The organism is Companilactobacillus ginsenosidimutans, from assembly GCF_001050475.1.
Taxonomy (GTDB): Bacteria; Bacillota; Bacilli; order Lactobacillales; family Lactobacillaceae; genus Companilactobacillus; species Companilactobacillus ginsenosidimutans.
This window is the reverse complement of record NZ_CP012034.1, coordinates 1,724,353-1,741,529: the sequence shown is the minus strand read 5'-3', so window position 1 is coordinate 1,741,529 and position 17,177 is coordinate 1,724,353. Positions and strand designations below refer to the sequence as shown.

Below are 17,177 nucleotides of genomic sequence, written 5' to 3'. Positions count from 1 at the left end.
ACTTGCATTTGTATTAACACAAGTGCTATTCAATACAATTGCTGACTTATCATTGTTAGCATTGCCACTATTGTTACTATTCTCACCATTATTAGCAGCATTAGCAGCATTAGGTTTGATCTTGCTTTCATTATTAGCAATCATCTTACCAGCCATCATTCTTTCACTATTATTCTTACCAATAATCTTCCTATCAATGTTGGCATTAGCACCAATACTATTACCATTGTTACTTCCATTGATTCTTATCGGATTATTACTATTTATCCCATTCGTAATCTTTGGTATCCTATCATCCGCCGTATTGGCATGGTTCTTAGCTCCAATTATTTTACAAATTGGTGTTAACCCAATTGCTGATTTCGTAACATTTATCTTGTTATTCTGGATGATGCTTGAACAACCAGTATTATTCTGGTTCTTCCAATTCATCAACACTCCATTATTTATTCTTTCATTTATTGGAATGTTCGTTAACTGGCTCAATCCTCTAAACTGGTTATTCCACATTATTGCTATCGGTGCATTAGTTGGATTACCACTCACATTGATTGCTGACTTCTTAGTACTCACATTCATCAAGTGGAGTTCACTATTAACAATTAACTTTGCTGCCGGATTATTAGCATTTATTACATTAGGTCTTGGTCAATTAGGCCTACTCAACTTAAACTTAACTTACATCATTAATACCTTTATCGTTACATTACCAATGATTGCTTATGTATGGATTGTCTTAATCCCTGCATTAGGTATCGTTCTTGCAACTGCCATTTTGACATTAGGTATTAACGTAATTAGTATCTTCGATATCTGGATCATGGTTCCACTATTCACAACTGGTGCAATTCTTCTTGCATTGTTCACTATGGTTATTGGTTTGACACTCGATGTCATTATGACATTGGTTGAAGCACCATTTATCCTTGGTAACTTACAATTTGGTTTGCTCATGGCTGCATTAGCAAATCCATTGGCAACACTTATCGGAATTAACATCATGGCAACTCTTGGACTTGTATCAATTGTTCTTCTATTAGCAGGACTCTTCATGCTAGCTCAAATCTGGTTACCATGGACATTCAACATTATTCCATTCCTTCTATACCTAGTAATGGGTAGTCCAATGTGGTTCGTATTGAACATGGCTGGTTTAGTACCAGTTATCGGTTGGATTGTTCAATTAATTACTGATATTCTATGGATGTTAATCGGACTATGGGGCACAGCTCTTGTTACTGACAACTTCTTTGCTACATTTGTCCACATCGCAATTCCACTAGCATTCTCTGCTGTTACAGGTATCATGCTATTGTTAGCAACACTTCCAGTTCTATTGTTAGTATTGCCATTAGCATTGATCCAAGCAGGTATCCTACTACTAATTCTCTTTGGTGGTATCGGATTATTATCATTGCTAGTTATCATTCCATCATTCATCTTTGGTGTATTAGCAACTGCTACTATGCTATGGTTCTTCGCTCCATTATTGTTGAACTTATTGGTTGACCCAGTTGCCGACCTTGTAGCATTTGTATTGTTACTATGGATGATGTTTGAAGACCCAATCCTTTACTGGTGGGCATTCGAATACATCACAGTTCCTGCAACAATCTTGTCATTCCTTGGAATGTTCTTTAACTGGATCAATCCATTAGGCTACATTTTCAAAGCAATTATTGCTTTCGCCTTTATCGGAATTCCAGTATCAATATTAGCTATTCTATTAACAATTAATATCGCAAGATTCTCATCATTGTTGACAATTAATTTTGCCGCAGGATTGATTGGATTCCTTGCACTTACAGTAGCTAAATGGTTGATGATGTTATTAGTATTTAACATCTTCAGAAACACATTTATCGTTACATTACCAATGATCGGATATGTATGGCTTGTAGCCGTTGTAGGTACTTTGACAGTTGGTGTCAATGCCTTCGCTACATTAGGTATTAACGTACCAGCCATCTTCAGTATCTGGATCGAAGTTCCATTCTGGGTAACCTTCGCTATCCTTACAGCTTTGACATTCATTCCTATTATGCTTGTCGTTGATCTATTGGATATCATTCTTGGTTTCGTACCAATCGTTGGTTTACTCCAAATCGGATTACTAAACTTAGTCTTAGCAAATCCAATTATGGGACTCTTAACAATTAACAACTTCGCCATTCTCGGTGTATCATCAATTGTCTTGTTCTTAGCAGGATTATTCATGTTAGCCGGAAACTGGCTCCCATGGACATTTAACATCGTTTCATTTATCTACTATGTAATTCTTGGTTCACCATTACTAATGACTCTCCACTTTGCTGGATTGGTTCCTGTAATTGGTTGGATCGTTCAAATTATTCTAGATATTGTCTGGATGCTTATAGGCCTTTGGGGTACAGCATTAATCACAGATAACAACTTCACACTATTTGTACACATCTTTGTTACATTAGTATTTGCTACAATTCCTGGTATCTTCTTACTAGCTGCAGTACTTCCAGTACTATTGTTAGTCTTACCAGTAGGTATCATTGGCTCAATCATCTTCTTACTATTGATTAACTTGCCAATCTTCCTATTCAATTTAGTAATTGCATTACCAGCTCTTATCTGGGGTATCTTCGTAGTCGGAACTATCATCTGGTTCTTAGCTCCATTACTACTACAATTAGCTGTTAACCCACTAGCTGATTTCGTTGCCTTCCAGTTATTATTCTTCTGGGCACTCGAAAGTCCATTCTTCTTCTACGTATTTAAAGACATTAATGTTCCATTATTATTCTTCACATTTACTGGTCAATTCGTTAACTGGATCAACCCATTAAACTGGTTGTACCACGCACTTAACGCATTGCCTCTAATCGGAATTCCATTAACAGTTATTAATGCATTGTTAGCAATTAATGTATTAAGAATTACTTCATTGTTCACTATTAACTTGTTTGCTGGATTCCCAGCATGGCTTGCTCTAACAGCTGCTAAGTGGTTAATGATTGGTTTAGGAGTTATTTACTTCATAAACACATTCATCGTCACATTACCAATGATCGCATATGTATGGCTCATCTTAATCCCAGCTGCAGCAATTATGTTCATAGTTGCCTTTGCAACAATCGGTATTAACGTTCCAGCTATCTTTACACTTTGGGTAATGCAACCACTATTCACAATTGGTGCTATCGTATTAGCCTTAGGACTAATTCCAATCATGTTGTCACTCGACTTTATCATGACATTGCTTGCAATCGTTCCAATTACTGGATTACTCCAAATCGGTTTGATTCTTGCAACATTAGCAAATCCATTGAATGGTTTAATCGCAGCTAACATTTTTGCAACACTTGGCTTAACTGCATTAGTTCTACTATTCATGTCATTGTTCATGTTAGCTGACACATGGCTACCATTTACATTTGGTATTAATTCGATTCTTCTATACTTCTTACTTGGTGGACCACTCTGGTTCGCAACTCAAATGTCTGGATTATTCCCAGTCGTTGGTTGGGTCGTTCAATTAGTTGTCGATCTAATCTGGATGTTAGTTGGATTGTGGGGCACAGCATTACTTACAGATAATAACTTTGCATTGTTCGTACACATTTTCGTAACATTAGCATTCTCAATTATTCCTGTAGTATTTATGCTAATCTCCGTATTACCAGTCTTATTACTAGTATTACCAGTTGCTATTATTGGTACATTAATTAACTTATTGTTAATTAATCTTCCAATATTCATCTTCAATTTGATTATCGCTATTCCAGTACTATTAATCAGTGTATTTACTTCAGCAACAATCATCTGGTTCTTAGCACCTGCAGTATTACAATTAATGGTTAACCCAATTGCTGACTTTGTAGCATTTGTATTAATGCTATTCACAGCTATTGAACAACCATTGTTCTACGTAATCTTTAGTTTCCAAACAATTCCACTAACAGTTGGATCATTCATGGGTATGCTTATTAATTGGTTGAACCCAATTAATATCTTCAACCACGCTTTAGCAATATTTGCAATTATTGCTATTCCACTAAATGATCTAAACATCTTGTTAGCAATTGACGCATTAAGATTAATCGCTGTATTCAGAACTCTTACATTAGGATTCCTTACAGCTGTTCCAGCATGGTTCGCATTGACTGCTGCTAAGTGGTTAATGATAGGTCTTGGAGTATTGTACTTTATCAATACATTCATCGTTACATTACCTATGATTGCTTATGTATGGCTCGTATTAATTCCAGGTATTGGTATTCAATTCTTGAACGCCTTTGCAAATATTGGTATTAACGTTCCAAACATATTCTCACTCTGGATCATGGTTCCATTCTTCGTAGTCGGTGCCGTTATGATTGCATTGACAACAATTCCACTAATGTTAGCTATTGATACTGCGGTAACACTTATCGCCTTAGTACCAATTGCCGGATTATTACAAATCGGCTTAATCGCCATGTTGCTTACAAGTCCTATTGCTACAATCTTGTTCGCCAACATCTTTGCAATTCTCGGTCAATCATCATTAGTTCTCTTCTTTGCAGGACTATTCATGTTAGCTGACGTTTGGTTACCATTAACATTTGGTATCAATTCATTTATCTGGTATCTAGTTCTAGGTAACCCAATGTGGTACATGTTACAAATGGCTGGATTGTTCCCAGTAGTCGGCTGGGTTGTTCAATTGATCGTTGACCTCATTTGGATGTTAGCTGGTCTTTGGGGAACTGCTCTAATTACTGATAACAACTTCGCACTATTTGTACACATCTTCGTAACAATCGCATTCTCAGCAATCCCAGGTATGATGTTATTGCTCGGTGTTGCTCCAGTACTATTGTTATTACTACCAGTCGCAATTATTGGTTCAATCCTTTACTTAGGATTGCTCAACTTACCATTGTTCTTATTAGGTATTCCAATTGCATTATTGACATTTATTATTGGTATTGCAGCCGGATTATTCCTATTCTGGTTCATGGCTCCAATCTTTACTTACTGGCTAATCAATCCAATAGGTGACTTCAAGGCATTTATTGAATTGTTCTACACAGCAATGCAAAACCCTGTATTGTTCTGGGCATTCAGAATCTTTACACTTCCAGCTATCATCTTTGATTTCATTGGAATGTTTGTAAACTGGCTCAACCCATTGAACATCTTGATGCAAGGTATCAGCATCTTCGCATTTGCTGCACCATTAATTACAACTCTATTATCACTAGGTCTCATTAACTTATTGAGATTAGGATCATTAGTATTACCATTTGCATTTAACTTTGCAGCCGCACTTGTTGCTAATATCTCATTGACATTAGCTAAATGGTTGTTACTATTCATCTTTATCAACACTGCATTTATTATTCCAGCTGTTGTAGTTGGTATTCCATTTGTACTCTTAGTTGATATCTTCATTATCTTAGTAGCCGCTGCTATTGTTGCAGTTGTAGCTATTGCAAATATTGGTATTAATGTACCCGCAGTATTCGCACTTTGGATTTCCGTCATCTTCTACGCAACATGGGCCGTAACATTTATGGTTCTTAGATTCGTCAGAATGATGGTTTACGACATCCTATTCATGCTATTCAACTTACCAATCGTTGGATTCTTGCTAGGTGTTGGCTTTATCGCCGCAGCTATTGCACATCCATTGATGATTCTTCCAATTATCATTGCTCAATTAGCTCTCGGATTTGTCTCAATTGGTTCGTTCTTAGCCGGTATCTTCATGTTCGCTACCCAATGGGTTCCAGCAATTCATGATCTTCTTGCATTCGCAGTATTTATTGTCTTTGCAAATCCAATCTTCATGATGCTTCAATGGATGGGACTTGTCCCAGTCATTGGTTGGATTATCCAATTGATCTTTGATTGGACATACATGCCAATTGCATTCTGGTTACCAGGTGCATTAACAGTTGATGGATTCATTCGTCACTTGCTATTCGGTATTTGGCCATTCTTCGTTGCCAACATGTTTGGTATCTCATTGTTAACACCATTGCTAGGATTTATCCTTCCATTGTTGTTACCATTAATTCCATTAGTATTATCAATTGCATTAGGACTCATGGCCCTTGCTAATACATTAATTGCTATGGCATTCCTACCATTCCTAATGAGCTTGTTGCTCGAACCAATTTTGACATTGTTATTAGGATTGTTGACATTGTTACCATTCCTACCATTACTATTGCCACTATTGTTAATTCCACTAGCATTGTTAGCCTTACCACTATTGTTAGGTCTCAACTTCTTAAGAAGACTTCTCAACTTTGGTCTTGGACTACTTGCAGCACTTCCTGCAGCATTGCTATCAAACCTTGTTGGACAAGCAATTCCTAACTTGATTAGATTACTTCTATTCGGACTATTGCTCGGAATGAACATCATCAACTTAGTATTGACACTTATACCTGGTTTGCATCAATTATTCACATTGCCATTACAACTATTAAGCCTTGCACTATTGCTTCCTTACTTGTTGGCATTGCCATTGATCTTGTTAGATATGTTTAATACCCTTGTAATTTCAGCATTATTGAACTTGTTGAAGACAATCGGATTAACAATTCTTAACACCTTCTTATTAAACGCAATTAACTTATTCTTAGTACAAATTCCATTACTATTACTTGCAATTCTTCCTACATGGATTATTGGAACAATCATTGCAGCATTATTATTCCCAATTACAAAACTTGCATTGCCTATAATTAATGCCTTAATAGCATTTGGTTTAACATCACCATTACTCGCAATTCCTGTTCAAATCTTCGGATTGATTGCCTCATTATTAAGAGGTTTAGGTGTATTGATCGACTTAGGTGCATTCTTATTATTAGGATTACCTGGATTGATTCCATTCATCAACTTATTGAATGACGCATTATTCTTAATCCCATTACTATTGAACTTGATTGCACTATTCAACTTATTGAGAACACCATTGAAGTGGATCCTTGATATCTTTAACCAATTAGCTCTTCCATTAGTAGTTATGGCTTTGACATTCTTGGCATTAATTCCATTCTTCGGTCTAATCTCATTGTTGAACCCATTCAAGTGGCTCAGAATGGCATTGTTATCAGCTTTGACAACATTCAATGTTCAATTATTATCAACATTGTTATTGTTACCATTGAAGCTTTTGAACAATAAATTATTGAGCTTGATTCCTGCATTATTGAATGGTCTTCTATTAGGATTCTTGAGTAACATTCTTGGTAGCTTGCCATTAGATCTTCTTGGATTATTAGCATTACCACTTCTTAATATCCTTGGCTTGCTTGGTACCTTAACACCAGGTCTCAGATTATTAGGATTGCCTCTATTGCTTCTAACTCAACTAGCATTATTACCATTATTGTTAGATACATTGAGAAACTTAATTGCTCCACTTCTATGGGGCGGATTAGCAGGATTGTTGACATATCTTGCAGCAAACGTAATTAAAGACATTCTTGATCTTCTATTACTTCCATTGCTCGGATTGTTAGCAACACTTCCAATCTTCTTATTGAAACTATTCAACAAAGCATTTATCTTGCGTCCATTGTTGTTATTCGGCTTACCATTATTGGCACAACTAATAGCAGGTATTGGATTAGCATTGTTCAACTTAGTCAGAAGAGCTATCAAGCTTGGATTGAACTTGTTGAACTTCGGATTAGCATTATTGACATTGCCACTATGGCTTGGACTACCAGCACTCAACTTATTGAGAAGATTATTGATCCTTCCAGCATTGTTATTAACATTGCTTAAAGCATTCAACAATATCCTTGGTTTGCTTGGATTACCATTGTTGGGATTAGCTCTTCCATTATTAGCTGGTCTTGCAGAATTCTTGTTGACACTTCCAGTTATCGCATTGATTAACATGTTATTATCATTACCAATCTTATTAACATTGTTATTACCATTGCTTGCAGCATTATCAATCTTGCCACTCAAGTTATTGGCTGACTTATTACTCTTACCATTATTGATTCTTGGAAACATCTTGATTTCTGTTCCATTAGCAATCTTGGCCGGAATTCTATCACCATTAACATTATTAATAGGACCACTAGTAACATTGCTTGCATTGCCACTATTGAACCTATTAAATGGAGTACTTGGACTATTGTTATTACCACTATTAAGTGGACTTCTAACATTGCCATTATTCCTATTGAACTTAGCATTATTAACATTGTTGGTATTCCCAATTGCTAAGGGTGTATTACCATTCTTAATCGCAAACGGATTATCAGCATTAGTAGCAAACTTCTTACCAGTATTAATTGGATTGTTACTCAACCCAGTTATCGTATTGGCAAATGCATTGAGATTGTTACTTGATCTAATTAAGACATTCAACAGATTCGTCTTGTTAGGACTTCTTGCATTACCAGGATTCATTCCATTCCTTAACTTGTTAATCGATGGTTTGTTCTTGATACCAGCATTGATTAACGGATTATCATTATTAAATCTATTACTCATGCCACTCAAGTTCTTACGTGACTTATTGAGAAATACAATTCTTCCATTATTAGTAGCAGGATTAACTAACTTATTGTTGTTACCAATCTTTGGACCATTGCAATTCTTGAATCCTATTAACTGGATCTTAGTACCAGCTCTTGCAGCTCTAAGAACATTTAATACTAAATTATTAGCTAAATTGCTCTTAGTTCCTGGATTAATCTTGTTGAACTTATTAACAAGCTTAATTCCAGCAATCGCAGCCGCTATCTTGACACCATTGTTGAGAGGTTTCTTAGGTGGCTTACCACTTGATATCCTTGGATTACTTGGACTTCCATTGCTAAACTTATTAGCATTGTTAGGTACATTGATTCCTGGTGTAAGATTGTTAGCTCTTCCATTGTTGTTATTAACACAATTGCTTGGACTTCCACTCTTACTTGATACCTTGAGAAACTTAATTGCACCACTTCTATGGGGCGCACTTGCAGGATTACTAGCATATCCTATTTCAAACTTAGTCTTAGATGGCCTTGGTCTTCTTGGATTACCATTGTTAGACTTGTTAGGATTTATCCCATTGTTCCTATTGAAGTTAGTAGGTAACGTATTACTCGGAAATGTATTACATCTAGTCTTGCCATTGCTTGCACAAGCATTGACATTCCTAGCATTATTACCATTGAACTTATTAAGAGCCGGATTGAAGTTATTGAGAAACTTGATCCCATTAGCATTAGTCTTATTGACAATGCCACTATGGTTCAACTTACCATTACTCAATATCTTGAGAAGAGTTGCCTTCTGGGCACTACTTGGATTAGAGTTATTAACTCTTCCATTCAAGCTTTTGAACAATCTATTGAGAACATTTGTTGGCTTACCACTATTGTTGTTAGGTCTTCCATTGTTAGCAGGATTGATCAACTTCTTAGTAACATTGCCATTAATAACATTAGCAATGATGTTATTGAGCTTACCAATTGGATTAACATTGTTGTTACCTCTATTGGCATTGCTTGGCAACTTACCAATTAAGCTTTTGGCAGATCTATTATTATTGCCATTGAAGTTCATCGGAAATGCATTATTAGCATTACCATTAGCACTATTGTTAGGTAACTTAATACCATTAGTATTAGGTGCCTTGAACGGATTGATTAAGTTACCATTCGATCTACTCGGATTACTTGGATTACCATTACTTCTTGGTCTAAGTGCATTGATTGCATTACTTAACCCAATCTTATGGCCATTACTACCATTGATTTTGCCATTACAAGCAGCATTAGGTATGTTGATACCATTCAAGTTGGCTGACATCTTGAAAGATATCCTCGGACCATTGTTCTCATTGCCAATTGATTTATTCAATGCATTAGCAATTCCAGCACTTGGATTATTAACATTGTTAACAATGCTTAACCCATTGTTCTGGCCATTACTACCATTGTTATTACCATTGGCATTGGCACTTGGATTGGTAGGAACACCAATCGCATTCTTGAAGGTCTTGAATGATCTAATTAAGTTGGCTCTTCCTCTATTGTTGGCAGCATTATTGTTCCCAATTATTCATACAGGATTGAACATCTTAGGATTGTTGGCATTGCCATTAATTTCAGGACTTCTCACATTACCATTGTTCTTATTAAACTTAGGTCTCCTAACCTTGATCACGTTACCAATCGATAAGGCGATATTGCCTATCTTGATCAACCTTGGCATCATGTTAGCTATCGCTAACATTCCAGCCTTGATCATCTTACCTATCGTTGTATTGCGTAATTTGGTCAAAGGATTGAGATTATTAGGCGACACATTAGCTATCCTCTTGGCATTGCCTGGAGTACTCAAAGACTTATTTGACTTAGCAATCCTCCCTCTAAAGATCCTAATCAAACCTCTATTAGTACTCGGCTTACCATTGTTAGCCAATGGATTGACATTCTTAGCATTAACACCATTGATGCTATTGAATAACTTGTTAGCACATCTAATCGCTTTGCCATTAGTAGGCTTGTTAGCATTAGGTAACGCATTACTACCATTGTTAGTACCATTACTATTCTTGAACGTGTTGGTTCGTCCGTTAATCGCTCTTGGATTGATGTTACTCAATCATGTAATCTTGCCATTGCTATTGAAGTTAGCTATCGCAATTCCACTACTTGGATTGATGTTATTACCATTATTAATTAGTCTTTTGACATTACCATTGTTCTTGTTGAGCGTAATTCCATTGGTATTTAACCTTGGATTACAACTACTCGGCTTAGGCTTAGTAATTCCAGGATTCGGATTAATCTTAGGTGGACTCATCTTATTACCAGTAGGATTGATTGGTATGTTAGGTGGTATGGCTGGAACACCTGGTGCAGTAGTACCAGGAACTCCAGGTACACCAGGAACTCCCGGCGAGGTACCAGAACCTGGCTACGGAATTCGTGGAATACCATCAGTAGGATTCTGGGTACATAACGATCCACTAGTCTTAGACTAGAAAATCGTTATTGTGGAAGAAAACCACTCACAAGTTATACTCATGTTTACGGATTGAATTTAGTGATCGGTGTGGAAGCCTTCCTAGATTCAAACCCAGCGGATACGTAAGTATCTGATTCGTAAAATGTCTCAATAACATAAAAAATTGATACTATGAATCACGAATTTAGTCGCATACAAGTTTTCAATACTCATTGATATTATGCGAAATGTTTATGAACCGAACAAAATAACCACCCCTAAGCGGGTGGTTATTTTTTTGTCATAAAAATGTAATATTTGGATTGGATAAGGAAAATCACAAATGTAAGCCGGTTTGAAAATTGGTGCAAATACCTACATCATAGTATTCCTAGGGTCCAGTTTTGTGAAAATTTATGAAAAATAGTATCGAGAATTGTATCTGAGATTAATTAGATTATGATTTTTTTTCACATCAATTTAGTAAAAAAATAATACCGTGATATAATCTATATGACTCGGGAGGTGATACTATTGGATAGTTTTACTGATTTATTCTTGTCTAAATCTGAGGTAGAAAAGATTCAGTTATTCAATAAAATTAAACTAATTCGTACGAACCAATTGGCTAGTGCTGATTTGATTGGTACTTATAGAAACAGAGACATTAAAGTTAAAGATATCAACTTGAGAAAAGCTGCATATCAAATGAACAAGAGTTACGGAAGTGTCTATAATACCTTTTTAGGTATTCAAGACGACTTCAAAGAAATTCTCAAAAAAGATGATTATACGATCGAAGAAATGTTTGCCGTTACAAGAGACGGTTACCACGCATTTTTAACAACTAGATCAGATGGTTATCGTTTTTTGGATGCCATTGTGAAGGGCAACGAGAGCTCATTCAGACAGTTCTATACTGACTTGAATAGTAGTAAAGCTACTGTTTTGCGTCACTTGAAACCTGTTAGAGGATATCTCAAACGTTTCGGCGTTAGAATTGCCTATGAACCAATGCGCTTTGTGGGAAATGAGGAAGCAATTCGTTTGGCTGTGGCTGCATTGTACTGGAATGCAACTCGGGGATACGTATGGCCATTTGAACTATTCTCAAAGAACACAGAATTTAAGGTTGTTGATATTGCTTTAGAGAAATATCGTTTACAACCAATTAATACAATTACAAAATTGTTTTATGCTTATGTTGTTATGGCACATGCTTACCGTATTCTGGGCGGCAATCATATGCAAAATATTGAAGCACTAAGTGTTATCAATTATCCTTTCCCTAATATTTTTGAAGGGGCAAGTGCGTTATTTGATGATTCAAATAACAACTCTGACGATGTTAAAGAATTAAGACGTGCCATGAGCTCAATCAGCTATGAAGAGCAAATGTTCCAATCAGCTGACTTTTATATTTTGCTAATGTGCGTGCCTACAACATTCGAAGTATCAGAAGAGTACCTACAAACAGTCTCAAGACAACTTGTGAAATATAATCCACTTTTCGCCAACTTTATTGATGATTTCTTGGATCTTATTCCATATGATGTTGAGCAAACTGTGTCTGATTTTGCCTTGTCACACAAGGAATTCATGCGTTACAAGTACAACTTAACTACTTGTATCATTGGTGTTTTAGCATTGGATCAAAACTTCATCGAAATCCTTAACTTGTTCTCAGGCTTTGGGGATGCGATGAGTAGTTTGACTGATGAAAACTTGAAGAGCAAGGTCGGCTCAACAGTTCAACACTTGATGAGACGTGACAAATATAGTTCATTGAAAGGTAAGTCAAAACTTATCTCAGATGCACTTTATGCAATTGCATACCGTTTCTTCTCACTATATAACGAAAATATCCAAGTTCACGTTTACCTTGAACTTGAATCATTCTTCTTAGTATATTCTGACTTGGCAATCACTCTTGAAGCCTTACCATATGTAAGTATCGTTAGTGATTCCAAAGATGCGGATATTGTAGTTACAGCTAATAGCAGCAACCTTCCAGCTGAAGAAATGAAAGACGACGTATGTATTTACCGTTGGATGTACAACGGGGTCGATGGTCAAATGGGTGGATTGCTCAACTTGATCTATAAGATTTGGACAGATGAAAAAGTTGCCGGAACTACAACAATTTAGTTGAAGTTTGGACGTAAATAGCTTAGTATGTACTGTATGCGATGAGTCGAGAGTCATCGATTTAGGATGACATTCGAAGGTAGGGTATCAAGCAACACTCACCGGAAAATTGTGAGCGATACTTACGGCAAGTTGTGTGAACCTTCTTAGCTGTTTACTCATATGAGTACTACCAAAGAAATACCATGGTTTAACTACCACGGTATTTTTTTTTGACAAAATTATGTAAGGAAGTGAAAAAATGCGATCACAAAAATTATGGTTATTGATATTAAATATTACATTTAATATGGTTATGGGGTTTATACTGCCTGTTAATATGATCTTTATTAATAAAAATTTAAACCAACCTTTGACTACTGCTGGGTTCTCACTTATGGTGTATTCCGGATTTATGATGTTAGGAAATGCCCTTGGGGGAGTACTGTTTGATAAAATCTCGAAGAAGTGGACCTTGCAGATTGGTTATATAATCGCCGTCATTTCATTGTTAGGGATGACAGTGCATCATATTTGGCCAAGCTACTTGTTCATGCTAGTGATGTTGGGATTTGGAATGGGAATTTCCTATACTGCAATCAATGCTTATACTGCTTTTGTGGCAGAACAAACAGTTGGTGACAGCCGAGTCTTATTCAATAACATGTATTTAGCAGCTAACATGGGAATTGCCATTGGGTCAACCGCTGTTGGATTCATTTTTGAGTACAGTGTTTTTCTCACTTTCTTTATACCAGTTATCCTATTCGTATTGTGCATCTTAATTGTCTTTTTCAAGGCAAACTTGCTTGATGCTACAAACGAAGAGGCCGAAAAGACTCATGAGTATCATGTCAGTGCAGAAACTGCCGATCCCAAGGAAATCATTGGTGGGCGTCGTTATTTGACCAACCTGATCATCATCAGTTTAGGCGTATTTGTCATGTGGATGGGCTACACCCAGTGGGACAGCAACATGTCCGTTTATATGCTGAACGAGGGATTTAGCAAGCGAGAATACAGTATCGTCTTCACCGTTAATGCTGGTTCACTGCTACTAATTCAACCAATTATGAATCGTATCATGTCGAAAATGTTTAAATTGTTGAAACATCAAATTTTAGTCGGAATAATTATTATGGGATTATCATTCTTAATCCTTCCGAACGCCAATAAATACTGGATGTTCATCGTATCAATGTTGATACTGACCGTTGGAGAGTCAATGGTTTTCCCAACCATACCAGCTCTATTGAACAAAATGTCGACTAGTAAAAATCGTGGCTCTTTACAAAGTTTGTATACAATAATGGGCTCGCTTGGTCGGGCAATTGGTCCATACGCCGGAAGTATTATCGTTACAGTGCTATCTTTTGGAAATTTATTTTACGGTATTACCGCAGCGATGATCGTAGTTGCGTTATCATTAAATGGTGTTAAAGAATTGGAAAAATGAGGGATTTTATGACAATGACTATCGTGATTTTAGTTGTAGTATTGCTACTGATTGTTCTAATTTTGAATGCGCTCTTTTTGTATTTACAGAAGAGAAATAGTAATGCGATGGGTTCGGACGCTCCACATGTGACGCGTGATCCTGGTATCGACGAGGCTACTGCTGCTTATTTGAAGCTTCCTCGCGAGGAGTGGACAATTACTTCGAATAGTAATAAGTTATATGGATGGTTCGTACCAACGGTTAAGCCGTCAAATACGACCGTTTTAATCGTGCATGGTTTTGCGGTTGACCACAGTTCACTCGATATTCACGCGCAACTTTTCAACAAGCTTGGTTATAATGTTTTGCAAATTGATAATCAGGCTGCAGGGAAGAGTGAAGGTAAGTATCAAGGATTTGGTTATCTTGAGAGTATCGACACGAAAGCTTGGATTGATGAGCTGCTAAAGAAACGTCCTGACGAAAAAGTGGTCATATTTGGTGCCTCCATGGGTGCAGCGACCGTTATGATGACGGCGGGTACAAAGTTACCGGATAACGTAAAAGCCGTCATAGAGGACTCTGGGTACACTAGCATGGAGGAGGTAGTCAACTACCACTTCAAAGATCGTTATCATATTTCTGGCCGTTGGTTGTTACGCATGATTTCGATTGTGTCCAAAGTTCGTGCTGGTTTTTTCTATGGTCAAGCTGACTGTACAAAGGCTCTGCAAAATTGCCACTTACCAATTTTATTTATGCATGGGAAACAAGACACAGCTGTGCCATACTTTATGAGGGATGAATTGCTTGAATTCGGTGACTTTCCAAAGGAAACTTACTCACTGGACAAGGGTGTTCACATCCGAAGTTACTATGTTGACTCAGTGAATTACCAAGCAACTGTAGATAAATTTTTAAAAAAGTATCTCTAGGAGTTTTTATATGAAAATTACAATGAATGAATTCAAAGACCGTATTGAAAATGGTGACTTCAACCAAACTAGTTTGGATGTCAGCAAGGATGACTTGTTGCAAGAAGACCTTTGGTCTATCAACAAAGCTAGCGAACAATTGAAGAAAGATTTGGATGCCGGCAAATTGTCACAAGTTATGATTCACGTGGTCGACGCTGAATTTCCAATCGACTTTTATCTTGAATCCGATATCATCAATTTGCCATTTGATGATGCTAAAAAGGTGATTCACTTCTTCGAAGACAATCAAGAAGTTGAGACAAAGGTATACCTCTCAACTCGCTGTGATGAACTCAATGCATCTAAGTTCCACATCGACCACATTTCTGATGGGGATGTGACAGAAGCACAAGCCAAGAATGCTATGGCTATTATGCGTGGAAACTACGAAACATCACTAGAAAACATGAACAAGAAAGACGAAGCAGAAAAAGAGGCTAAATAGATGAATTCATCGATGATATTATTCATCGTTATTGGTCTAGTTGCCGGAACGCTTGGGGCAGTCCTAGGAATTGGTGGGGGAATGATTATCACGCCAATCCTGACCGTAATGATGGGGTTAGATATTAAATACGCAATCGGAGCAAGCATAATCTCCGTTATCGCAACCAGCTCAGGGGCTACAATTGCCTATCTAAAAGACGATATGTTGAACTTGCGTGTTGCAATGTTCTTGGAAATCGCCACCACCGTCGGGGCCATAATGGGAGCACTACTCGTCGGAGCGTTCTCCAGCACCTTTCTTTACGTCCTGTTCGGATTTTTCTTGCTATATTCGACTTACAACATGATCCGCAAATTAATGTCCAAAAAGGGCGAGGCAGTCTACACCGGGCATGATTCCACCGTCGATAAATTAAGATTAGCAGATTCATATTATGACAAAGCTGAGAAGAAACAAGTCGACTACTCCATGAAAAATGTTCCTGGTGGATTCATTATGATGTGGGCGGCTGGACTAGCATCCGGATTACTCGGAATCGGTAGTGGTGCCTTCAAGGTTATCGCCATGGATACGATTATGAAGATGCCACTTAAGCCATCAAGTGCCACAAGTAACTTGATGATGGGTGTTACTGCTGCAGCCAGTGCCACAGTCTACTTTTTCAACGGATCAATCCGCCCAGACATCGCCGGACCACTCTCAATCGGAGTGCTAGTCGGTGCCACGATCGGAGCCAGATTGATGCAAGTGCTCAAGCCAAAACTAATTAGAATGATCTTCGTACCCGTAATTTTCTACATGGGGATGCAGATGGTTCTTAAAGGATTTGGGGTGCTACACTAATGAAAATGAAAAAAGATGAAATGCGCGACGTAGAATTAATCATCGGGAAAATCCTCCGAGTGGGAGTAATAGTATCCGCAGCCGTTATCGTCATCGGAATCTTGCTATACTTCTTCAACGGTGGAGCAGGCTATCCCAACGGCGAATGGCCACGCAGATTCGGAGTAATGTTCCAAGGAATCGCACAAGGAAAGTCCTACGCAGTAATAATGCTAGGAATATTCTTGTTGATCCTGACACCAGTATTGCGAGTAGTCGTGTCAATTTATGCCTTCGCTAAAGAACACGACCGACTTTATGTTTATATCACTACTGCAGTTTTGATTATTTTGATATTTGCTATGATATTTGGTTATAACGGGTAAAAAAATCTCCCAAATCGACATTTTGCCGGTTTAGGAGATTT

7 protein-coding genes are annotated in these 17,177 nt (G+C 37.3%); all 7 read left to right on the top strand.

What is annotated here, in order from left to right:
* Nucleotides 1-22: 22 nt before the first annotated feature.
* Nucleotides 23-10,975, top strand: a complete 10,953-nt coding sequence (locus ABM34_RS08850; RefSeq protein WP_157023283.1) for a hypothetical protein — start codon at nt 23-25, stop codon at nt 10,973-10,975.
* A 497-nt stretch (nt 10,976-11,472) separates the two neighbouring features.
* Nucleotides 11,473-13,086 (top strand): helix-turn-helix domain-containing protein, encoded by a 1,614-nt coding sequence (locus tag ABM34_RS08845; RefSeq protein WP_048705105.1) that lies wholly within the window; start codon nt 11,473-11,475, stop codon nt 13,084-13,086.
* A 241-nt stretch (nt 13,087-13,327) separates the two neighbouring features.
* A complete protein-coding gene (locus ABM34_RS08840; protein WP_048705103.1) occupies nt 13,328-14,521 on the top strand; it encodes an MFS transporter in 1,194 nt (397 codons plus the stop codon).
* Between the two features lie 8 nt (nt 14,522-14,529).
* Nucleotides 14,530-15,438 (top strand): alpha/beta hydrolase, encoded by a 909-nt coding sequence (locus ABM34_RS08835; RefSeq protein WP_048705097.1) that lies wholly within the window; start codon nt 14,530-14,532, stop codon nt 15,436-15,438.
* 10 nt (nt 15,439-15,448) lie between these two features.
* A complete protein-coding gene (locus tag ABM34_RS08830) occupies nt 15,449-15,925 on the top strand; it encodes a hypothetical protein (protein ID WP_048705095.1) in 477 nt (158 codons plus the stop codon).
* Nucleotides 15,926-16,771 (top strand): sulfite exporter TauE/SafE family protein, encoded by an 846-nt coding sequence (locus tag ABM34_RS08825; protein WP_048705093.1) that lies wholly within the window; start codon nt 15,926-15,928, stop codon nt 16,769-16,771.
* Complete coding sequence (locus ABM34_RS08820; RefSeq protein ID WP_048705091.1) at nt 16,771-17,136, top strand: DUF1634 domain-containing protein; 366 nt, start codon at nt 16,771-16,773, stop codon at nt 17,134-17,136. The genes ABM34_RS08825 and ABM34_RS08820 overlap by 1 nt, the downstream gene beginning before the upstream one ends.
* The last annotated feature ends 41 nt before the right edge of the window (nt 17,137-17,177 follow it).